Raw genomic sequence first — 22294 nt, forward strand, 5'->3', positions numbered from 1 at the left:
CCATTGTAGCACGTGTGTAGCCCAGCCCGTAAGGGCCATGAGGACTTGACGTCATCCCCACCTTCCTCGCGGCTTATCACCGGCAGTCTCCTTAGAGTGCTCAACTAAATGGTAGCAACTAAGGACGGGGGTTGCGCTCGTTGCGGGACTTAACCCAACATCTCACGACACGAGCTGACGACAGCCATGCAGCACCTGTGTTCCAGGCTCCGAAGAGAAGGTCACATCTCTGCGACCGGTCCTGGACATGTCAAGGGCTGGTAAGGTTCTGCGCGTTGCGTCGAATTAAACCACATGCTCCACCGCTTGTGCGGGCCCCCGTCAATTCCTTTGAGTTTTAATCTTGCGACCGTACTCCCCAGGCGGAATGCTTAAAGCGTTAGCTGCGCCACTAGTGAGTAAACCCACTAACGGCTGGCATTCATCGTTTACGGCGTGGACTACCAGGGTATCTAATCCTGTTTGCTCCCCACGCTTTCGTGCCTCAGCGTCAGTACCGGGCCAGTGAGCCGCCTTCGCCACTGGTGTTCTTGCGAATATCTACGAATTTCACCTCTACACTCGCAGTTCCACTCACCTCTCCCGGACTCAAGATCTTCAGTATCAAAGGCAGTTCTGGAGTTGAGCTCCAGGATTTCACCCCTGACTTAAAAACCCGCCTACGCACCCTTTACGCCCAGTGATTCCGAGCAACGCTAGCCCCCTTCGTATTACCGCGGCTGCTGGCACGAAGTTAGCCGGGGCTTATTCTTGCGGTACCGTCATTATCTTCCCGCACAAAAGAGCTTTACAACCCTAGGGCCTTCATCACTCACGCGGCATGGCTGGATCAGGGTTGCCCCCATTGTCCAATATTCCCCACTGCTGCCTCCCGTAGGAGTTTGGGCCGTGTCTCAGTCCCAATGTGGCTGATCATCCTCTCAGACCAGCTACTGATCGTCGCCTTGGTAGGCCATTACCCTACCAACTAGCTAATCAGACGCGGGCCGATCTTTCGGCGATAAATCTTTCCCCGTAAGGGCTTATCCGGTATTAGCACAAGTTTCCCTGTGTTGTTCCGAACCAAAAGGTACGTTCCCACGCGTTACTCACCCGTCTGCCGCTGACGTATTGCTACGCCCGCTCGACTTGCATGTGTTAAGCCTGCCGCCAGCGTTCGCTCTGAGCCAGGATCAAACTCTCAAGTTGGACTTGAACTTTGAACCGGCTGATCACAACGTTTGACGAGGTCCCACCATTGTCGACCGAAATCGACTTGCTGTCTGCGATTCACATCGCGGACAACGATGGTGTTTCCTTTGAAACGTGTACCGCCGAAGTCTTTCGTCCTCTCTCAGTACTTAAAAGCCGAAGCTCTTAAGTGGTCCGAGAGGCGCAAGGACTCCGCCGTCCACGTTTCTCTTTCTTCATCTTCACTTGTCAAACAGCCCGGGACCAGGAGGCCCCAACCTTCCAGAGTGGAAGGGTTCCGACACTCTTACCGACGTCGAATGACTCCAACCGATTGTGTCGGCTGTTGTGTCACTCAACAAGTTGAGGAGCATCAGTGGCGCGTTCGCTCGCCTTGGTCAGTGACCCGGCGGCGCCGCGCTCAGTGGTTGGGGTTATAGGCCCCACCTTCCGGGCTGTCAACGCCAATCGTCAACAAATCGTCGCACAGTGGATTGCGGAAAATAATCCAGCGATTCCAGTCAATTAGAAGGCCACTGGTTCGCCGAGGCGACGCTGCCCGGCAAAAAATCTGAAAAAAAGTTTGGGTCCCAGGGGGCTCGGAAGGGGCTCGGAAGGGGCTCCGGAGGGACCCGGGTGGGGACTCCGGAAGCGGCTTGGGGCGACCCTCTGCCTGGGGCCCTGGCGCCCGGCCGTTCAGGAAACTTTTTCCATATTAGGCGCCGTACTAGAGCCACAATCCCGCGGCGTTCTGGTATGAGACAAGCTTGAATCGCGGAATGCCAGTGGGGGCTGCCGGCGATTTTCATGGGGTTCAGAGAAGGCGATCTGATGATGACGCGGCCTTCTTCGGACATTCGAAAGACATCGAGAGACCTTCACCTGCCCAGCTGTTCGTAATTTCGGCCGGGCCCTGCATCGGGGCCTTCTGAGCGCGAACACCTGTACGGCGCGGCTTTTCCTGCGATGCCCCTGCAAGAGGGCGACCAGAGAACAGCACGGAGCGAAGGGTCTCGGGTCGTTGATTGGGGGACTTGGGTTGAACCAGAGGACGTCACGCGGCGCTTACGGGCGTGAAACCGGGATCATCGATCTCGGCCACGAGCCGCCGCTGTCCGTCGATGGTTCCGAGGCCGCCGTGATCGATCGCCGTCGCGTCTCGGTGCAATGGTTCAGCGGTACAATTCTGACCGGACTCTGCGGCGCAGCCCTGATCGGCGGCGCCGTTTTCGCATCTCTGGACGGCGAAATGACCTTCGCCAAGGTTCCGGAGCGGGTCGAAGGCGCGCTGCGCGGTGCGTTCAGTGCCGCCGATCGTGCAGCCACGCTGCACAAGAGCGACCGCCTGCCGCCGCCGAACGATTCCACCGCCTCGCGTAACATCGTGCGCGTCTCGACGGTCGCCCGCGTCGGCAACCGCGACGTGATGCGCGTGCGTCCCTTCGTCCGGATCGCCGGCAATCTGTCGATGACGACGAGCGATTTGTCGGCGAAGATTCCGCCGTTCAACGCGCAGCGTCTGCTCACCGACGTCGGCTCCGATCCGAAGACCGCAACCGACGATCCGAACAATCCCGAGGCCGTCGAGCCCGACGCCGAGGTCTCCTTCGTCACGAAGGATCTCTCGCCGGTGCTGCCGAAGGCCAAGATTTCCGCCGTGGTGGCGCTCGACGACATCCTGATGCGGGTGCGCGATGCCGCCAATTGGCGCGGCAATGGCGGGGTTCGCTACGCCTCGCTCGCCAATGCCACCGCCGACATCTCCGGCGCGACCGGCCCGTCCGACATGAAGATGGCCTATGCCACCGAAGTGTCGCCGTCCGATCCCTATGCCGGCTTCGAGACCCGCGTGGTGCCGGAAAACGTCACGCTGCTGCCGAAGACCAAAGAGCAGATCACCGGTGGCAATCCCAACGGCGAGCGCGTCCACGTCGTCAAGAAGGGCGACTCGGTCTCCTCCGTGCTGCGCGATCTCGGCGCCACGCCCGACGAAATCAAATCGATCGCCGCAACCCTCGGGCCCCGCGGCCGCGACGGCGGCCTGAAGGACGGCGAAAAGCTTCGCATCCTGATGGCGCCCGCAAGCCCCGGCGCCAGGCTCCAGCCCTATCGCGTCGTCGTCGCCAACGACACCATGGTCGAGGCGATCGCGGCGCTGTCCGATCTCGGCAAATACGTCGCGGTCGACGTTTCCAGCATGAACACCGTCGCCGACGCCACGGCCAACGCCAACAGCGAAGACGATGACGATGACGACGGCACCGGCGTGCGGCTCTACCAGAGCATCTACGAGACCGCGATGCGCAACAAAGTGCCGATGCCGGTCATCGACGACATGATCAAGATCTACTCCTACGACGTCGATTTCCAGCGCAAGGTCGCGCCGGGCGACTCGTTCGACGTGTTCTACGCCGGCGAAGACGAGGGCTCGACGGCGGTCGACAAGAGCGAGGTGCTGTTCGCATCGCTGACGGTCGGCGGCGAAACCAAGAAATATTACCGCTACCAGAGCCCCGACGACGGCGTCGTCGACTACTACGACGAGACCGGCAAGAGCGCGAAGAAGTTCCTGGTCCGCAAGCCCGTCAACAGCGCCATCATGCGCTCCGGCTTCGGCGGCCGCCGCCATCCGATCCTCGGCTATGTGAAGATGCACACCGGCGTCGACTGGGCCACCGCCTACGGCACGCCGATTTTCGCCGCCGGCAACGGCGTGATCGAAAAGGCCCAACTCGAAGGCGGCTACGGCAAGTACGTCCGCATCAAGCACAACAACGGCTACGAGACCGCTTACGGCCACATGTCGGCTTTCGCCAAGGGCATGGAGCCCGGCAAGAAGGTGCGGCAGGGCCAGGTCATCGGCTTCGTGGGCTCGACCGGCCAGTCGACCGGCCCGCACGTTCACTACGAAATCCTGGTCAACGGCCGCTTCGTCGATCCGATGCGCGTGAAACTGCCGCGCGGCCGTTCGCTGGAAGGGCCGATGCTCGCGGGCTTCGAGAAGGAACGCGACCGTCTCGACGGCATGATGAGCGGCCGCGGCGGCGCCATCGCCCGCATGTCGGACGCCACCGGCGGCCCGCTCCAGGTCAGCAACCGCTGATTGGATCAACGGTCGTCATCGACCGGACGTCTCTGCAAAAAAATGATCTGACATGACGTCGTGGTGCGACGTCATCCCACAGCGCTACAATTTCAAGTTTCGTTTGCCAAAGCGGTGCAACGGGCGAATACTTTCCAAAAAAGGGAGGTCTCGCCATGACGCACAGGCTCGCCTGCGCAGCGTTCATCGCTGCAATTTTCTCGAGCACGAGCACATTTGCGGAGAGCTGGGAGGTCACGAAGCTCGTCCCGGGCTCGGCGTTCCACGGCGTGCACGGACTCGGTATCGACAAGGCCGGCCATCTGTTTGCCGGCAGCGTCGCGGGCGCGGCCCTCTATGAGGTCGACATCGCGGGCGGCACGGCCAAGATCGCGATTCCCTCACCGATCGGAATGGCCGACGACATCGCATTCGCGCCCGACGGCACCATGGCCTGGACCGGATTCCTGGCCGGCGATCTCTATTCGCAAAAGGGCGACGGCCCGATCAAGAAGCTCGCCAGCGGCCTTCCCGGCATCAACTCGCTCGCCTACCGCAAGGACGGCCGGCTCTACGCCACCACCGTTTTCCTCGGCGACACGCTCTACGAGATCGACGTCGAGGGCGTCAAACCGCCCCGTCAGATCATGGAGAAGATGGGCGGCCTCAACGGCTTCGAGTTCGGTCCGGACGACAAGCTCTACGGTCCGCTCTGGTTCAAGGGACAGGTCGCCAGGGTCGACGTCGACAAGGCCGAGCTGACCGTCGTCGCCGACGGCTTCAAGGTCCCGGCCGCGGTGAACTTCGATTCCAAAGGCAACCTCTGGGTGGTCGATACTGCGCTGGGCCAGCTCGTCCGGGTCGATCCCAAGTCCGGCGCCAAGACCATGGTCGCGCAACTGAAGCCGTCGCTGGATAATCTCGCGATCGACGACAAGGACCGCATCTACGTCTCCAACATGGCCGACAACGGCATCCAGGAGGTCGATCCGACGACCGGCCAGGCGAAGCAGATCGTCATCGGCAAGCTCGCTTTGCCCGGCGGCATCGGCGTCACCTCGGACAACGGCAAGGATACGATTCACGTCGCCGACGTGTTCGCTTATCGCACGGTGGACGGGGCGACCGGCGAGGTCACCGAGAAGGCGCGCATGCATGCCGACGGCGTCACCCTCGAATATCCGATGAGCGCGACCGCGAAGGGCAACGACGTGATCCTGTCGAGCTGGTTCACCGGCACGGTGCAGGTGATCGACGGCAAGACCGGCGCCACGCGCGAGATGATGCACGGCTTCAAGGCGCCGCATGACGCGATCGTGCTGGGCGACGGCACTATCCTGGTGGCCGAGCTCGGCACCAAATCGCTGGTCCGCGTCAGCGGCGAGCATGGCAAGGATCGCACCACGGTGATCGGAGGTCTCGAGGGCCCGGTCGGGCTCGTCGGTGGCTCCAGCGACGAGGTCTATGTCACCGAAGCCTTTGCCGGCACCGTCTCCAGGATCGACAAGAACGGCGAAAAAACCGTGCTCGCCAAGGAGTTGAAAATGCCCGAAGGCATTGCGCGCGCGAGCGACGGCAGATTGATCGTGGCGGAGGTCGGCGCCAAGCGCCTGATCGAGATCGCGCCCGACAGCGGCAAGGTCACCGAGATCGCGGCCAATCTTCCGATCGGCCTGGCCGGTGCGCCCGGCGGCCTGCCCAGCAACATCCCGACGGGCGTCGCCGTCGGCGCCTCCGGCGTCATCTATTTCAGCTCCGACATCGAGAACGCGATCTACAAGGTCGTGAAGAAATAGCGCGGTCCTCGGCCGGCCGGTCGACGCGAACAAAAATCGCCCCGGAAAGGATGACCTTTCCGGGGCGATTTTATCTAGCTATGCGCGCCGATGATCAGTTCAGCTTGCGCTTCGATGTCGGCGCCTCGAACTGCGTGATCTCGGCGGTCTGCGACACCTTCCCGTTGAAGGTCAGCACGTTGCCTGCCGACGAGATCGCAACATGATCTCCGTCCCTGACATCGCCGCCCAGGATCATCTCGGCCAGCGGATCCTGGAGATAGCGCTGCACCACCCGCTTGAGCGGCCGAGCCCCGTAGGCGGGGTCCCAGCCCTTGGCGGCGAGCCAATCGCGGCCCGCAGCGTCGAGCGTCAGCACGATCTTGCGATCGGTCAGCAGCTTCTGCAGCCGCGCGAACTGGATCTCGACGATCCGTCCCATCTCGCTCCGCTGCAGGCGGTGGAACAGGATGATCTCGTCGACGCGGTTCAGGAATTCGGGGCGGAAATGTCCGCGCACCATCCCCATCACCTGCTCACGCACGGCAGAGGTGTCTTCGCCCTCGGGTTGATTCACCAAAAACTCCGAGCCGAGGTTCGAAGTCATGATGATCAGCGTGTTGCGGAAATCGACGGTGCGGCCCTGGCCATCGGTCAGGCGGCCGTCATCGAGCACCTGCAACAGGACGTTGAAGACGTCCGGATGCGCTTTCTCGATCTCGTCGAACAGCACGACCTGATAAGGCCGGCGCCGCACCGCTTCGGTGAGCGCACCGCCCTCGTCGTAACCGACATAGCCCGGAGGCGCGCCGATCAGCCGCGAGACCGAATGCTTCTCCATGTATTCGGACATGTCGAGGCGAACCATCGCGGTCTCGTCGTTGAACAGGTACTCGGCGAGCGCCTTGGTCAGCTCGGTCTTGCCGACGCCGGTGGGGCCCAAGAACATGAACGAGCCGGTCGGCCGGTTCGGGTCCTGCAGGCCCGCGCGCGAGCGGCGCACGGCGGTCGCGACCGCACGCACGGCCTCGGCCTGGCCGACGACGCGCTGTCCGAGCTGCTCCTCCATCTTCAGGAGCTTCTCCTTCTCGCCTTCCAGCATCTTGTCGACGGGCACGCCGGTCCAGCGCGAGACCACCTGCGCGATGTGGTTGGCGGTCACCGCCTCCTCCATCATCTCGCCGGAGCCTTCACGCGCCTCGATGTCGGCGAGTTGCTTCTCCAGCTGCGGGATCCGGCCATAGGCCAGCTCACCCGCCTTCTGGAATTCGCCGCGCCGTTGCGCATCGGCCAGATCGACGCGCAGGGCGTCGAGTTCCGACTTCAGCTTCTGGGCGTTGGAGAGCTTGTTCTTTTCCGAGCTCCAGCGCGCGGTGAGCGCCGCTGATTTCTCCTCGAGCTCGGCGAGCTCCTTCTGAAGCGACTCCAGACGGGTCTTGGAGCCGAGATCGCTCTCCTTCTTGAGGGCCTCCTGCTCGATCTTGAGCCGGATGATCTCGCGGTCGAGCGAATCCAGCTCTTCCGGCTTGGAATCGACCTGCATCTTCAGCCGCGCGGCCGCCTCGTCCATGAGGTCGATGGCCTTGTCGGGCAGGAAGCGGTCGGTGATGTAGCGATTGGACAGCGTCGTCGCCGCCACGAGCGCGGAATCGGTGATCCGCACGCCATGGTGCTGCTCGTACTTGTCCTTCAAGCCGCGCAGGATCGAGATCGTGTCCTCGACCGAGGGCTCGCTGACGAAGATCGGCTGGAAGCGCCGCGCCAGCGCCGCATCCTTCTCAACATGCTTGCGGTACTCGTCGAGCGTGGTCGCGCCGATGCAGTGCAGCTCGCCGCGCGCAAGCGCCGGCTTGAGCAGGTTGGAGGCGTCCATCGCGCCATCGCCCTTGCCCGCGCCGATCAACGTGTGCATCTCGTCGATGAACAGGATGAAGGTGCCCTCGCTCGCGGTGACTTCCTGGAGCACGGCCTTCAGCCGCTCCTCGAACTCACCGCGGTATTTTGCACCCGCAATCAGCGCGCCCAGGTCGAGCGACAGCAGCTTCTTGTCCTGCAGGCTCTCGGGCACGTCGCCATTGACGATGCGCAGCGCGAGCCCTTCCGCGATCGCGGTCTTGCCGACGCCGGGCTCGCCGATCAGGACGGGATTGTTCTTGGTCCGGCGCGACAGCACCTGGATGGTGCGGCGGATCTCCTCGTCGCGGCCGATGACCGGGTCGAGCTTGCCGTCGCGCGCAGCCTGGGTCAGGTCGCGGGCATATTTCTTCAGCGCGTCATAGGCATTCTCGGCGGTCGCGCTGTCCGCGGTGCGGCCCTTGCGCAGCGCCTCGATCGCGGCGTTGAGATTTTGCGGAGTGACGCCGCCCTTGGCGAGGATGCTGCCTGCCTCGCTGGTCTTTTCCAGCGTGAGCCCGAGCAGCAGCCGCTCGACGGTGACAAAGCTGTCGCCGGCCTTCTCGCCGGCCTTTTCGGCGGCGTCGAAGGTGCGCGCGAGCTCGGGCGCCAGATAGATCTGGCCGGCACCGCCGCCCGAGACCTTCGGCACCTTGTTGAGGGCGTCCTCGGTCGCCTTCAGAATTGCGCGGGAATTGCCGCCGGCGCGGTCGATCAGGCCGGAAGCCAGCCCCTCATTGTCGTCCAGCAGCACTTTCAGGACGTGCAGGGTCGAAAACTGCTGATGCCCCTCGCGCACCGCAAGCGACTGCGCGGACTGGATGAAGCCCCTGGAGCGTTCGGTATATTTGTCGATGTTCATGGTGTTTTTTGTCCCTCGGCCTGCCCCTGGGGCCCTCTAAGGCACCCCAAACGGCATCTTCATTGGGTTTCCGCATGCTGCGTTGACGTTCCTCAACCAACAGCGGTCGTTATCAGCCGACGCTGGCGCCGGCCTGACCCAGATGTGGGAAGCGTGCCCTCGGATCGGAAGAGGCGAGTTCACAATTTCGTGCTCTGATCAGCCTGCTTGGCGGCGGCGGGTCGAATCCCCATAAGTAGGCCCATGAACTTCAGCGCAAAGACAGCCAGCCGGACCGCCGAAATCACCGGCCTCTACCGCTACCCGATCAAGGGCCTGACGCCGGAATCCCTGCTCCGGGTTCCCCTGCGAACCGGCCAGACCCTCCCCGCCGACCGCCGCTACGCCATCGAGAACGGCCCGAGCGGGTTCGATCCGGAAGCTCCCGCCTGGAAGCCGAAAATCCAGTTCCTGATGCTGGCCCGCAATGAGCGGCTGGCGTCCCTCGATAGCCGGTTCGAGGACGCCACCAACAGCCTCACCATCCGCAAGGACGGCCAGGTCGTCGCCAGCGGCGATCTCGAGACCGCGGCGGGGCGCACCGCCATCGAGGGTTACTTGACGGAGAATTTCCAGCCGGAGCTGAAGGGGCCGCCAAAAGTGCTGTCCGGCCGGGACCACAGCTTTTCCGACGTCGCCCGCAAGGTCGTGTCGATCATCAATCTCAACAGCGTTCGCGCCATCGAGACCATGCTCGGCGGTGTCGCCGTCAATCCGCTGCGCTTCCGCGGCAATCTCTACCTGACGGGCTGGCCGGCGTGGTCCGAACTCGAGCTGGTCGGCCAGACGCTCGCGATCGGGCAGGCCCGGCTGAAGGTGGTCAAGCGCATCGTGCGCTGCCCGGCCGTCAACGTCGATCCCGACACCGCCATACGCGATCTCGAGATACCGCCGACGCTGTCGCGCAATCTCGGCCACATGGATTGCGGCATCTATGCCGAGGTGGTGGCGGACGGCGAGATCGGCGTCGGTGATGCTGTCGCGGTGGAAGAGCCGAAGCTCGTGTGAGCTGATACCGGTCCCGTAGGGTGGGCAAAGCGAAGCGTGCCCACGTTCTTTCCGACTTCAGAGAGGTGGTGGGCACGGCGCGTGCGCGCCTTTGCCCACCCTACGACACCCTCGCTACGGCACTGTCACTCCGTCAATTCGGCATCACATACGCATAGATCCGGCCGCGCGAGATCGGAGCTTCGCGGACGCGGTTGCCGTTGTTGCCGGAGATCATGATCGGATTGCCCTGCGCGTCGATGCCGGTGATGATGCCGACATGACCGCCGCGGCGGCCACGCGACATCACCGCGATGGCGCCGACCTGCGGACCGGAGACGCGCGTACCGTAATGCGCGAACGAGCTCGCCATGTCGGAGCCGGTGCCCTGATGGCCGGTGTGCTGCAGCACCATGTTCATGAAGCGCGCGCACCACAGGCTGCCGCGACCGGTCGGGTTGCCGCCAATGTAGCGGCGCGCCTCGGAGACGAGACCGGACCCGCCGCCAACACCGGCGCCTGCAGCCATGCCGTTATTGGCCATGCCACCGACATTGGCATTCGGATTGTAGCTGGCCTGGGTGTCGGCGAATCCGCTCGCCTGCAATTGCGCCGCGCCGCGCTCGAAGCGCGAGCTGCGTGCATGATGGCGATAGTGATGATGTCTGGCGTGATGCACGTAAGCGTGCCGCTCTGCGCTATGACGATAATGCGGCCGCGCTGAGGCCGGAGAAACGAACACGGCAACCGCCGCGAAGAAAATCGCCAGCGCGATAACACAGCGCGACAGGCGAGACGCAAACAACTCCAACATTACTCATCCTTCGTTGACACCCCCACTTCCAATCGGCCCGTGCGGTGACCGACCTCCGTCTGGCCGTTAAGCCGCCGGATGTGGCGAGAAAAAGACGCCGAGGACGGCGAATAGCTGCGATGATCTTGCGTCAGTGCTGGTGTGAAGCTGCCTCATTGCGGACAACAGCATTAACTGCAATCCTGAAGTCACGGCCTGAAGAGAGGGAAACAGTTAATGCCCCACGCCACGACCAGGGACGACGTCCGCATCTATTTCGAAGAAGCGGGTCAGGGAACGCCAATCATTTTTCTGCACGAGTTCGCGGCCGACTACACCAATTGGGAGCCGCAGATGCGTTACTTCTCGCGCGGCCACCGCTGCATCACCTATTCCGCGCGCGGCTACACGCCATCTGACGTGCCGGCGGGCGAGGTCTACAGCTACGAACATTTCTACAACGACGCGCTCGCGGTGCTCGACCATCTCAAGATCGAGCGCGCGCATCTCGTCGGTCTTTCGATGGGTGCTTACTCGTCGCTGCAGATCGGCTTGAACGCGCCGCAGCGCGCGCTGTCGATGACGCTCGCCGGTGTCGGCTCCGGCTCCGAGCTCGAGAACCTGGATAACTGGCGCAAGCAGTGCCGCGCCAATGCCGAGCAATTCGAGACACTCGGCTCCGCCGAGGTCGCAAAGGTCACGCGCGAGGCGCCGAGCCGGATTCCCTTCCTGGTGAAGGACCCGCGCGGCCACGCCGATTTCTACGCCGCGCTGGCGCGGCACGATTCCAAGGGATCAGCGAACACGATGCGCGGCTTTCAGGGCGGCCGTCCCTCGATCTATACCATGACGAATGCGATCAAGGCCGTGGCCACGCCGGCGCTGATCATCTGCGGCGACGAGGATGACCCTTGCGTCGGGGCGAGCCTGTTCCTGAAGAAGCATCTACCGGCGGCGGGGCTCGCGATGTTTCCGAAATCGGGTCACGTGCTCAATCTCGAAGAGCCCGCGCTGTTCAACGCGAGCGTGGAGCGGTTCGTGGCGCTGGTGGAGGCCGGGAGATGGCCGGTGCGCGATCCGAGGTCGCTGGCGGCGCACTGACTGCCAGCTCCTCGTCACTTCCCCTGCCCGCGGCTCAGCAGGAACACGCCCTGCTCGCCGAACAGATTCCACACCCACCAGGGCAATCGCAGCCGCAGCGGGCGGCCGTAGAGGTCGAGTGCCTCGGCGCGCTCCATCTTGACGCCGATGGCGTCGCAGAGCTCGACGAAGTCCTTGATGGTGCAGAAATGGATGTTGGCGGTGTCGTACCAGCTGGCCGGCAGATTCTCCGTGCGCGGCATGTGGCCGCCGACCAGGAGCTGCAGGCGCATCCGCCAGAAGCCGAAATTCGGGAACGACACGATGGCGCGACGGCCGATGCGCAGCAAATTCTCCAGCACGGCCTTGGGCTGCCGCGTCGCCTGCAGCGTCTGCGACAGGATCACGTAGTCGAAGGCGTCATCGGGGTAGTTGACGAGGTCGGTATCGGCATCGCCTTGCACCACCGCGAGGCCTTTTGCCACGCAGCGGTTGACGCCCTCGCGCGACAGCTCGATGCCACGGCCGTCAATGCCGCGGGTCTCGAGCAACTGAAGCAGATCGCCGTCGCCGCAGCCGACGTCGAGCACTTTCGAGCCCGGCTTGACCATCTCGGCGACCAGCAGATGGTCGGCGCGAAACGGGCCGGACTGCTCCGCAGTGAGACCGTTGAGCGGCAGCACTTGCTGTACAGACATCGCTAGCCGTCCTTGCTGGTGAGCCCGCGCGCCTTGCCTGCCGATTGCAGGAAGGCGCGGGAGATGTCGAAGAATTCGGGCACGTCGAGCAGGAAGGCATCGTGGCCGCGGTCGGTCTCGATCTCGGCAAACGACACCCGCGCACTCGACGCATTCAACGCGTGCACCAGCGCGCGCGACTCCGAAGTCGGGAACAGCCAGTCGCTGGTGAAGGAGACCACGCAGAAACGGGTCTGGATTCCCGCGAACGCTTTCGCCAGCACGCCGCCATGGTCGCCGGCGATGTCGAAATAGTCCATCGCGCGCGTGAGATAGAGATAGGAGTTGGCGTCGAAGCGCTCGACGAAGGACGAGCCCTGGTAGCGCAGATAGGACTCGACCTGGAAATCGGCATCGAACGAGAAAGTCGGCAGCTCGCGGTCCTGCATGCGTCGGCCGAATTTTCGATGCAGTGCTGCGTCCGAAAGATAGGTGATGTGCGCAGCCATGCGCGCGACCGCGAGGCCGCGATGCGGATGGATGCCCTGATCGGCGTAGGCGCCGTTGTGCCAGTCGGGATCGGCCATCACGGCCTGGCGGCCGAGCTCGTGGAAGGCGATGTTCTGTGCCGAATGCCGCGTCGAACAGGCAATCGCCAGCGCCGAGTAGACGCGCTCGGGATAGGCCGCAGTCCATTGCAGCACCTGCATGCCGCCCATCGAGCCGCCGACGACGGCGAACAGCGTGTCGATGCCGAGCCGGTCGATCAGCATCGCCTGCGCGCGCACCATGTCGGGGATGGTGATGACGGGGAAATCCAGGCCCCACACCTTGCCGGTAGCGGGATTGATCGAGGCGGGCCCGGTCGAGCCCATGCAGCCGCCGATCACGTTGGAGCAGATGATGAAGTAGCGGCTTGGATCGAGCGGACGGCCGGGACCGACCAGCGTCTCCCACCAGCCGGATTTGCCGGTGACGGGATGCACATTGGCGACGTGCTGATCACCGGTCAGCGCATGGCAGATCAGCACGGCGTTGGAGCGATCGGCGTTGAGTTCGCCATAGGTCTTGTAGGCGATCTGGAACGGGGTGAGATCGATGCCACAATCGAGCCGCAGCGGCTGGTCGGCGCCGAACTGCGCGACCTCCGAACTCGGATGATCGACTTCATGCGACCGGTCGTCGGCACTGATCGCGGGACTGGGGACAGACTTGACGCCAACCATCTCTGACCATCGACCTCGTTTGCGATCAAACGTGAGACCGCGATGAAATCAGGCCATGAAAAACCCGGCCTGAACGATAGGTTCGGCCGGGATCGAAAGCGTCCCCGGCCTGTTTAGCGAGTTTTTTAACGTGGCTGCAAGCCGGCCGGCTCAAATGACCACGGAACAGGCAAAAACCTACCGGCTTGGGCCCTTTTCGTCAAGTCACGGTCCGGATTAGCCAGAATGGCCTCTCTGCGGGCTCCCTGGCAGGTCGTCATTTCTCTTTGCTTTCGTCGCCCTGACTGCCTAATCAAGACATCGACCGCAGCGGATCCGGCTTGCCCGATCCGCATTGGAACGCCTCTCACAACAGCACTCGCAGATATGTCCCAACGTCCGCCCGCGCCACCATCTCTCCAGGAATTGCGCAAGGAGATCGACGCGATCGACGAGGGCATGCATCGCCTGCTGATGCAGCGCGGCGACATCATCGACCGCCTGATCCAGGTGAAGCAGACCCAGGAGGTCGGCTCGGCGTTCCGCCCGGCGCGCGAAGCCTCGATGATGCGTGACATCGTGCAACGCCATCGCGGCATCCTTCCGCTCGACACGGTCGAGAGCATCTGGCGCGTCATCATCTCGACCTTCACCTATGTCCAGGCGCCGTTCTCCGTGCATGCCGACATCTCGGTGAGCGAGCCGGCGATGCGCGATTCCGTGCGCTTCCATTTCGGCTTCACGGTGCCTTACGTCGCGCATTTCAGCGCACAGGCGGCGGTCGAGGCCGTGGCGAAATCCAAGGGCGACCTGGCGCTGGTCTCGGCGACATCGAGCCGCACGCCGTGGTGGCTGGAGTTGGAGGCTGATGGCGCGCCGAAGATCATTGCGCGCATGCCCTTCGTCGAGCGCGCCGATCATCCGGCGGCGCTGCCCGTATTCGCGATCTCGCGCGTCGCCGACAGCGCCGTGGTCACGGAGGTCGAGACCTTCAGCGTGCGCGTCTCGGGGTGGAACGCCGAGGTCGCGCGGGCGCTGTCGCCGCTCGCCGATATCGTGGCGGTGCCCGATACCGCCTTCGACGGCGCAGCGTTGCTGGTCTCGGTGACGAGCGACACCAGCATCGACAAAATCAGAGCTGCCCTGATCGAGGCAGGGGCCTCGGTGCGCTCCACGGCCCTCGTCGGCAGCCACGCAACGCGCTATACGGTGCCCCCGACCGGGCCGAAATCGTAAATCGCGTACCGCCTAAGCCTATCCGGAGTTGAAGATGTCCCGCCCCGTGCCGAATCCCGGCATTCTCGATATTGCGCCCTACACGCCCGGCAAGACCCCGGTGCCGGAGCCGGGCCGCAAGGTGTTCAAGCTCTCGGCCAACGAGACGCCGTTCGGACCCTCGCCCAAGGCAATCGAGGCCTTCAAGCATGTCGCGGACCATATGGAGGACTACCCGGAAGGAACCTCGCGCGTGCTGCGCGAGGCGATCGGCCGTTCTTTCGGGCTCGATCCGAACCGCATCATCTGCGGCGCCGGCTCGGACGAGATCCTCAACCTGCTCGCCCACACCTATCTCAGCCACGGCGACGAGGCGATCTCGACCACGCACGGCTTCCTGGTCTACCCGATCGCAACGATGGCGGTCGGCGCCAAGAACGTGGTCGCGGCCGAGAAGAACCTGACCTGCGACGTCGACGCCATCCTCAAGGCGGTGACGCCGAAGACGAAGCTGGTCTGGCTCGCCAACCCCAACAACCCGACCGGCACCTATATCCCGTTCGACGAGGTCAAGCGCCTGCGCGCCGGCCTGCCGTCGCACGTGCTGCTGGTGCTGGACGCCGCCTATTGCGACTATGTCTCGCGCAATGACTACGAGATGGGGATCGAGCTCGTCGCCACCACCGACAATACGGTGGTGACGCACACCTTCTCCAAGATCCACGGCCTCGCGGCCCTGCGCATCGGCTGGATGTTCGGCCCCGAGCACATCATCGACGCCGTCAACCGCATCCGCGGCCCGTTCAACGTGTCGACGCCGGCGATGTATGCCGCGGTCGCCGCGATCGAGGACACCGCGCACCAGGCGATGTCGAAGCAGTTCACCGAGACCTGGCGCAACTGGCTCACCGAGGAGATCACCAAGCTCGGACTGAAGGTGACGCCGGGCGTCGCCAATTTCGTGCTGATCCACTTCCCGCAGGAAGGCAAGACCTCGGACGCGGCCGATGCCTATCTCACCAAGCGCGGCCTCGTGCTGCGCGCGTTGAAGAACTACGGCCTGCACCACCAGCTGCGCATGACCATCGGCACCGAGGAGGCCAATCGCCTCGTCGTCGACGCCCTGCGCGACTTCATGGCCGGCAAATGAGCGTGGACCCGCACTTCCAGCGCGTCGCGCTGATCGGCTTCGGTCTGATCGGCGGCTCGATCGCGCGTGCTGCCAAGCTTCAGGGCTTGGCTGGCGAGATCGTCACCACCGCGCGCTCGGAGAAGACGCGCGCGCGGGTGCTCGAGCTCGGCATCGTCGACCAGGTCGTGGCGACCAATGCGGAAGCCGTGAAGGATGCCGATCTCGTCATCCTCTGCATTCCCGTCGGCGCCTGCGGGCCGGTGGCACAGGAGATTGCGGCGCATCTCAAGCCGGGTGCCGTCATCTCCGATGTCGGCTCGGTCAAGGGCGCTGTCGTCAAGGACATGGCGCCGCATCTGCCGAAGCACGTCCATTTCGTGCCGGCGCATCCGGTGGCGGGCACCGAGCATTCGGGCCCGGATTCCGGTTTCGCCGAGCTCTTCATCAACCGCTGGTGCATTTTGACGCCGCCGGAAGGCACCGACGCCGCCGCAACCGCGCATTTGCGCGCCTTCTGGGCGGCGATGGGTGCCAAGGTCGAGGTGATGACGCCGGATCATCATGATCTCGTGCTCGCGATCACCAGCCATCTGCCGCATCTGATCGCCTACACGATCGTCGGCACCGCCGACGAGCTGCAGCAGGTGACGGAATCGGAGGTCATCAAGTTCTCCGCCGGCGGCTTCCGCGACTTCACCCGCATCGCGGCCTCCGACCCGACGATGTGGCGCGACGTCTTCCTTGCCAACAAGGACGCCGTGCTGGAGATGCTCGGCACCTTCACCGAGGATCTCGCAAAGCTCACCCGTGCGATCCGTCGCGGTGATGGCGAAGCGCTGTTCGATCACTTCACCCGCACCCGCGCCATCCGCCGCGGCATCGTCGAGATCGGCCAGGATTCGGCGGCTGCGGACTTCGGCCGCCAGCACGGGCAGCTCGACAAGAAACCTAGCTAGCCGCGGTCCTTGACCCCTGCGATACGGCTCCGGCCGGCAAGACCGGCGCCGATCTGCATGCATACGCCCAGCATCCAGGTGGCGCCGAACAGCAGATTGCCGGCGGCATCGGACGTCTCGTCGAACACGAAAGCATAGAGCGCGAGCAGGCCCGCTCCGGCGGCGAGGAACGTGCCGGTCGCGCTGGCGAGGCCGATCGCGGGCGATCGTTGCGCCGGCCCGGGCTCAAGCTGCGGCCAGCGCGGGATGTCGATCCCGAGATAGGCGCCGATCATGCCGAGCACGATCAGCAAGACAGTGAATTCGACGGTGTCGAACCCCGGCAGCTCCGCCCGCATCAGCAATGCGGCGACGAATGTGGCGCCGATCGCACCCGTCATCGCCAGGCCCAGCCGGGCGACGACGTGCGCGAGCCGAAGGATCAGAAGACCGTCGGACAATGGCCGTCCTCTGGTGAGGCCTTGTGTTTGAGCATGATCTCCGCGCAAACGCGTTCCGCGTTTGTCGCGAGGGAAAACCGCTGCACACTTTTCCTGATCATGCTCAGAACGGATAGTACCGGATCTGCGTCATGACGATGTTGTCGTCGGTCTTGGGCGCGCCGCCGACACCGGCGAAGGCGAACCGCTGTGTGTAGGAATACTGCACGCCGGCTTTGAGCGTGCCGTAATTGCCCTGGTAGATGGTGTCGTAGATGCCGGCGGTGATCTGCCGGACTTCCTTGGTATTGCCGTTACAGGTCGCGGCCGGGGTGTTCTCGGTGAAGCAGCCGGTGTTGTTGTAGAGCGGATTGCCGTAACCGAACGGCACCGTTCCGACATTGGCGAAATTGGCCTTGGCCTTTTCGAGGCCCGCGTAGCTGTAGACATCGAGGCTCGGCGTTGCGTGCCAGATCAGGCCGACCGCAGCCGCCGTGATCGTCAGCGGCAGTACCGTGCCGTCCTGCGCCACCGCCGCATCGGGGAACGGCGTCGCCGTGAAGCGGCCGAGCACGCCATGTGCGCCATAGAGCTGAAGGTCGAGGGTTTTCGGGATCAGCTCGGCAAAGATATGGCCGCCGAAGCTGCCGGTGTCGTAGGTGTGGTTGGCGCCATTGAAGCGATCGAACAGCTGGCGATAGAGCGCCCAGGCTTCGACGTGCAGCTTGTAGGGCCCGAGCCGCGGATCCCACGCCGCCTTGACGGTAACGTCAGGCACCTGGTTCAGGCTGACATTGTTGAGGTTGTTGAAGAAGCTGCCGCCCGGCCCGGTGAGATTGACCTGAAGGTTCGGATTGAGCACGCCCTGCGGACCGACCGCGGGCGTACCGACCGTCGGCGTGTTGCCGCCGAAGAAGGCGGTCTGCGGATTCTCGACCGACGCGGCGAGCTTGAATTCGGGCCCGAGATCCTTCCAGACGCGCAAACCAGGCTGCCGTGCCGCCAGAAATCCCGGAACGGATTCGAAGTCGATGACACCGGGCGCGTCGACGCCGCGCGGATCGATGCCCGACTTGGTCGGCGCGTTCAGCGACCAGGATTGGCCGGCGAGGAAGTGCAGGCCGAGATCGGTCCGGTCGAGCTCGAGACTGAGCTGCCGCATCCGAGGATTGAACGAGTTGGTCGCAACCGAGCTCGCCGTTTGCGCCGCGCCCTCGAAGTCGATTTCGCCGTAGCCGGCGAGATGCGTATCGGGATCGGCGTTACCTTCGGCAAGCACCGAGAACCGGCTCTGTCGCGCGGAGAACCGCGTCTCCGGGAAGTAGAAATTGTGGCTCTGCTGATAGGGAATGAAATTGAACACCGAGCCGGTGTCGGAAGCGATGTTGCGCGAGCGGTAGATGCCGGTGAGATCGACCCAGCCGCCGAATGTCAGCGTGATGCCCTTGTAGCAGATCTTGCCGGACGCCGACGCACAGGCATCGACGGGCAGCGCCTTGTAGGTCCCCGACATCGGCATGGCCTTGGCCTGCACGGCTTCGACCTGACGGGTCTTACGTGCCTCCGAATCCACCTTCTGCTGCAGCTCCTTCAGCTTCGCCTTCAGCGCCTGGAGTTCGGTTGTGACATTGTCGTCGGCACGCGCCTGTCCCGAACAGGCAGCGAGTAGTCCCAGCATGAGTCCGCGAGTGATGATCCGCACGTAAGCCTCCCTCCACATGGGAAGCAGGTGCTGTTGGTTGCGCCCCCGGCGCGTGCATGCTTCCCTGGTGTGGAGTGATGCGAATGAGCGGGCTGTTATTCTCGGCGAGGCGCGTCTTCTGCATCACGTTTTCCTGACGATCATGTTCGGAATATTTTCGTGGCTTCCCCGATCCGCACGCGCGCGATTGCTGCGCTTCCGACGCAACGCGCATTGGGCCCGACCGGGACATGGCCGGGCCCAACTCCGCGACGCGCAAAGCCTCAAGGGGGGATGGCGGCTATTGACCCTTGGTCGCGCGGATCACCGTGGGGCGCGGTGATTTCGCAGACGGCGCGTAAGCCATCGCATCGCGCGGCGCAGGGCTCGCGAGATGGCGGTCGCCGTTCGGATACTGGGCTTGGTGGGCGGCCGGCTGCTGCGACCGCCACTGCGCGAAGGCAGGCGTCGCGAGTGCGGTCGACATGGCGATGGCGGCAATGAACAGCTTGGACGTCGTCATGGGTATCTCTCCTGCCTCGGTGGCCCGCGTCATCGGGCAGCCGACATGGAGAGAGACCGGGCTTGGCGGCTCCGCATTCCCGGCGGACGATCACGATCCAGCGAAGAGACCGTGACGTCGCCGGTGAGAGCAACGACCGCTAGTACAGCGGCGGAATCTGGCCGACCGTGATCGGGCCGAGCAGCACGGCGCCGTCGACGAATTTCAGCGGGAAGCTGCGGGCCTTCTTGCCCTCGAGGGTGCTCTCAGTGCCGATCGAGTTGATGCCGGCGGCGACGCCGGCATTGGCGTTCTGCTTGATGACCTTGCCGAGGCCGGGAACGGCACGGTCGAGCGCGCCGAAGAGATTGTTGAGGTCCTTCGACTTCACGCCGGGGGCGACGCGATCGAGCGTCGCCTGCGGTACGCCCTCTTCCAGCATCTTCTCGATCCCGAGCGCCGGAATGACGCGTTCGAGACCGGTCACGGTCATCTGCAATTCGCCATCCAGTCGGCCATTGGCCGATAGGCCCAGCGTGCCGGCCGCGACTGCGATCATCTCGCCCTGCTGGATCCGCGACTGCACGATTTCGATATGGCCGCCGGCGGCCTGGATCTCGCGGAAGCGCTGCGGCCAGGGCTTTGGGGTGAGATCGGAGAGCCCGGTGATCTTCGCACGCGTGTCGGCTTCGAACGGCTCGGCGAGCAGCGGGTGCACGCCCTGGATGCTGCCCTGCGCGACCTGAAGCACGGTCTCGATCACGGGGTGATCGGCCGGCGATCCGTCGGCGATGCGACCATGCAGCTCAATCTGCTTGGCGCGCGCGAGCGGCACCTGCACCGAACCATCGAGCCGGTTGATGCTGGGATCGTCGAACACGATGGAGGCGCGTTCCGGGATGGCCGGCAAGCCCACCACGCTGCTGCGGCCATTGCTCCAGTTCACCACAAAGGTGTTTTGCGTGACGCCGTCAGTCAATGTTGCCGGCGCGGAAAACTCGGCGATGACGTGCTTGGGATCGTAGACCTGCGCCAGAACCAGAATGTTGTCGAGCTTGGCCGTGAACGGCGTCTTGCTCGCATTCTGTGACACCAGGGCGACGCTGGCGCCGGAGCACTGGACCTCGAAGCGGAACGGGAAGCCGGCAATCGAGCGCTTGGCGCAGTCATAGATGCGGCCGGATTTGGCCTCCTGCGCGCGCCAGGCATCGGCCGCGACCTCGGCCTGCGAGGCCGCATAGAACCAGAAGCCGCTCCAGGCGGCCGCGAGGATCAACAGGATGACGGGAGCAATGAAAAGGCCCCAACGGGAGCGCCGGCCTGCGGCAATGGTCATATCGGACATGCGGCGACCCTTTGACCCCAGATTTTGTCAAATGTAAGCGAGGCTGGCCCCGGGCGAAAGGCCGAGAATTCGCTTCGCTTGGGGGCACGGTTCTGGTAGCCGTGCCCGAAATGTCGGAAATCACCCTTCCCACCGTCACGTCAGCCAAGGGCGACCTCTGGGTGTTCGGCTACGGATCGCTGATGTGGCGGCCGGGCTTCGAATTCGAGGAGCGCGTCCCGGCGCGGCTGGTCGGCGAGCATCGCGCGCTCTGCGTCTACTCCTTCGTGCATCGCGGCACGCCCGAGCAGCCGGGCCTGGTGCTGGGGCTCGACCGCGGCGGCGCCTGCCGTGGCATCGCCTTCCGTGTCGCTGAAAAGAACCGTGCCGACGTGGTCGCCTACTTGCGGGCGCGCGAGCAGGTGACGTCGGTCTATCGCGAAGTGATGCGCTCGGTGTGGCTGGAGAACGAAGCGCGCGAGCGCGTCTCGGCGCTCGCCTATGTCGTCGACCGCGGTCATGTGCAGTATGCCGGCCGGCTGTCGCTCGCCGACCAGCACCGCCATGTGCTGCAGGGTCACGGTCAGTCCGGCGCCAACCGCGACTACGTGACGGCGACCATCAAGGCGATCGAGGCCGAAGGCTTTCGCGACACGCAATTGCATCAGCTCGCGACGATGCTGCATGGTGCGCACGCGCCGGCTCCCGCAGAAGATCGAGAGAACCGCTAGCTCCCCGAGGGCGCGTAGCTCGGCGCGCTGCCGATCAATTGCTCCTGCTCCTTGCGGCCGGCCTCGACGAGGCGAGCGGTCGCATCCTCGATCGCCGTCTGCACGCGGGTGAGAAACTCATCCTTGGGCAGGCCCGGCGGCAACGGATCGAGGAACTCCACCACCAGCGTGCCGGGATAGCGCATGAACGTCCGGCGCGGCCAGAACAGACCGGAATTGAGCGCGATCGGCAGGCACTGCACGCCGCAGGATGAATAGATCTGCGCAAACCCGGTCTTGTAGTCCGGCGGCGCCCCCGGCGCACGACGCGTGCCTTCCGGAAAGATCACGAGCTGGCCGCCTGCGCGCACCGCCTCGCGCGCGCGCCGCGTCATGTCCAGCAGCGCCTTGACGCCGGCATTGCGGTCGATCGCGATCATCCCGGTCTTGACCAGGAACTGGCCGAACACCGGGATCTGCATGAGCTGGCGCTTGAGGATGAAGATCGGGCGATGAAAGAAGCCCGGCAGCACGAAGGTTTCCCAGAACGACTGGTGCTTCGCCACGATCACCAGCGGCCCCTGCGGGATCTTCTCGACCCCACGAAATTCGATTTTGATGTTGCAGACCACGCGCATCAGGAAAAGCGTCGCCTTCGCCCACCATTCGGCGACCGTCAGCATCGCGCGCGGCGGCAATGCGAAGGTCGGCAGCGCCACGATCGCGAGGCACACCAGCACGGCGTAGAACAGCACGTTGAACAGCAGCGAGCGCACGAAAATCAGGAACATC

Annotated in this window: 17 protein-coding genes, 1 rRNA gene and 1 riboswitch (1 of these 19 cut by a window edge); of the genes, 8 read left to right on the forward strand and 10 right to left on the reverse strand. The window is 64.1% G+C overall.

Going from position 1 to position 22294, the window contains the following annotated elements:
* Positions 1-1188: ribosomal RNA gene (locus tag NLM32_RS42780) — 16S ribosomal RNA — on the reverse strand; it reaches 299 nt to the left of the window's first position.
* Between the two features lie 1021 nt (positions 1189-2209).
* Here NLM32_RS42780 and NLM32_RS42785 point away from each other — a divergent pair.
* Together NLM32_RS42785 and NLM32_RS42790 are read left to right on the forward strand one after the other, a co-directional pair.
* The gene (locus NLM32_RS42785; RefSeq protein ID WP_254134645.1) at positions 2210-4273 is read left to right on the forward strand and encodes a M23 family metallopeptidase; all 2064 of its coding nucleotides are present in this window, start codon (positions 2210-2212) and stop codon (positions 4271-4273) included.
* Positions 4274-4428: 155 nt separating this feature from the next.
* Positions 4429-6048: a hypothetical protein gene (locus NLM32_RS42790; RefSeq protein ID WP_254134646.1), complete on the forward strand. Its 1620-nt coding sequence runs from the start codon at positions 4429-4431 to the stop codon at positions 6046-6048.
* 94 nt (positions 6049-6142) lie between these two features.
* Here NLM32_RS42790 and clpB read toward each other — a convergent pair whose 3' ends face one another.
* Positions 6143-8782 (reverse strand): ATP-dependent chaperone ClpB, encoded by a 2640-nt coding sequence (gene clpB, locus NLM32_RS42795; protein WP_254134647.1) that lies wholly within the window; start codon positions 8780-8782, stop codon positions 6143-6145.
* Between the two features lie 243 nt (positions 8783-9025).
* Between clpB and NLM32_RS42800 the strand changes: the two genes are divergently transcribed.
* Entirely contained in the window at positions 9026-9829 is an 804-nt protein-coding gene (locus tag NLM32_RS42800) for an MOSC domain-containing protein (RefSeq protein WP_254134648.1), read from the forward strand.
* Positions 9830-9962: 133 nt separating this feature from the next.
* Here the strand turns inward: NLM32_RS42800 and NLM32_RS42805 are convergent, their stop codons facing one another.
* Positions 9963-10622 carry a TIGR02594 family protein gene (locus NLM32_RS42805; RefSeq protein ID WP_254134649.1) on the reverse strand — a complete coding sequence of 220 codons (660 nt, stop codon included), beginning with the start codon at positions 10620-10622 and terminating at the stop codon, positions 9963-9965.
* A gap of 216 nt (positions 10623-10838) precedes the next feature.
* Here NLM32_RS42805 and NLM32_RS42810 point away from each other — a divergent pair, with 216 nt between their 5' ends.
* The gene (locus NLM32_RS42810; RefSeq protein WP_254134650.1) at positions 10839-11702 is read left to right on the forward strand and encodes an alpha/beta fold hydrolase; all 864 of its coding nucleotides are present in this window, start codon (positions 10839-10841) and stop codon (positions 11700-11702) included.
* Between the two features lie 14 nt (positions 11703-11716).
* Here NLM32_RS42810 and metW read toward each other — a convergent pair whose 3' ends face one another.
* Positions 11717-12379 (reverse strand): methionine biosynthesis protein MetW, encoded by a 663-nt coding sequence (metW, locus tag NLM32_RS42815; protein WP_254134651.1) that lies wholly within the window; start codon positions 12377-12379, stop codon positions 11717-11719.
* A gap of 2 nt (positions 12380-12381) precedes the next feature.
* A complete protein-coding gene (locus tag NLM32_RS42820) occupies positions 12382-13584 on the reverse strand; it encodes a homoserine O-acetyltransferase (RefSeq protein WP_254134652.1) in 1203 nt (400 codons plus the stop codon).
* A gap of 92 nt (positions 13585-13676) precedes the next feature.
* Positions 13677-13756: riboswitch (SAM riboswitch) on the reverse strand.
* Between the two features lie 194 nt (positions 13757-13950).
* On the opposite strand from NLM32_RS42820, the gene NLM32_RS42825 reads away from it, so the two are divergent.
* The 3 genes from NLM32_RS42825 to NLM32_RS42835 are packed head-to-tail and all read left to right on the forward strand — an operon-like array spanning position 13951 to position 16866.
* Positions 13951-14799, forward strand: coding sequence for a chorismate mutase (locus NLM32_RS42825; protein ID WP_254134653.1), 849 nt, complete (start codon positions 13951-13953; stop codon positions 14797-14799).
* A 34-nt stretch (positions 14800-14833) separates the two neighbouring features.
* The gene (hisC, locus tag NLM32_RS42830; RefSeq protein WP_254134654.1) at positions 14834-15928 is read left to right on the forward strand and encodes a histidinol-phosphate transaminase; all 1095 of its coding nucleotides are present in this window, start codon (positions 14834-14836) and stop codon (positions 15926-15928) included.
* Positions 15925-16866: a prephenate/arogenate dehydrogenase family protein gene (locus tag NLM32_RS42835; RefSeq protein ID WP_254134655.1), complete on the forward strand. Its 942-nt coding sequence runs from the start codon at positions 15925-15927 to the stop codon at positions 16864-16866. The genes hisC and NLM32_RS42835 overlap by 4 nt, the downstream gene beginning before the upstream one ends.
* Here NLM32_RS42835 and NLM32_RS42840 read toward each other — a convergent pair.
* The 4 genes from NLM32_RS42840 to NLM32_RS42855 form a co-directional block, all read right to left on the reverse strand.
* Entirely contained in the window at positions 16863-17306 is a 444-nt protein-coding gene (locus NLM32_RS42840) for a hypothetical protein (protein WP_254134656.1), read from the reverse strand. The genes NLM32_RS42835 and NLM32_RS42840 overlap by 4 nt on opposite strands.
* A gap of 103 nt (positions 17307-17409) precedes the next feature.
* Positions 17410-18987, reverse strand: a complete 1578-nt coding sequence (locus NLM32_RS42845; protein ID WP_254134657.1) for a hypothetical protein — start codon at positions 18985-18987, stop codon at positions 17410-17412.
* 280 nt (positions 18988-19267) lie between these two features.
* Positions 19268-19489, reverse strand: coding sequence for a hypothetical protein (locus NLM32_RS42850; protein ID WP_254134658.1), 222 nt, complete (start codon positions 19487-19489; stop codon positions 19268-19270).
* A gap of 139 nt (positions 19490-19628) precedes the next feature.
* Complete coding sequence (locus NLM32_RS42855) at positions 19629-20813, reverse strand: DUF2125 domain-containing protein (protein WP_254134659.1); 1185 nt, start codon at positions 20811-20813, stop codon at positions 19629-19631.
* A 110-nt stretch (positions 20814-20923) separates the two neighbouring features.
* Here NLM32_RS42855 and NLM32_RS42860 point away from each other — a divergent pair, with 110 nt between their 5' ends.
* Positions 20924-21523 (forward strand): gamma-glutamylcyclotransferase, encoded by a 600-nt coding sequence (locus NLM32_RS42860; protein WP_254134660.1) that lies wholly within the window; start codon positions 20924-20926, stop codon positions 21521-21523.
* Here NLM32_RS42860 and NLM32_RS42865 read toward each other — a convergent pair.
* Positions 21520-22293, reverse strand: coding sequence for a 1-acyl-sn-glycerol-3-phosphate acyltransferase (locus NLM32_RS42865; RefSeq protein WP_254134661.1), 774 nt, complete (start codon positions 22291-22293; stop codon positions 21520-21522). The two genes, NLM32_RS42860 and NLM32_RS42865, sit on opposite strands and share 4 nt — an antisense overlap.
* Between the last annotated feature and the right edge of the window lies 1 nt (position 22294).

It is taken from the genome of Bradyrhizobium sp. CCGUVB14, from assembly GCF_024199935.1.
GTDB lineage: Bacteria > Pseudomonadota > Alphaproteobacteria > Rhizobiales > Xanthobacteraceae > Bradyrhizobium.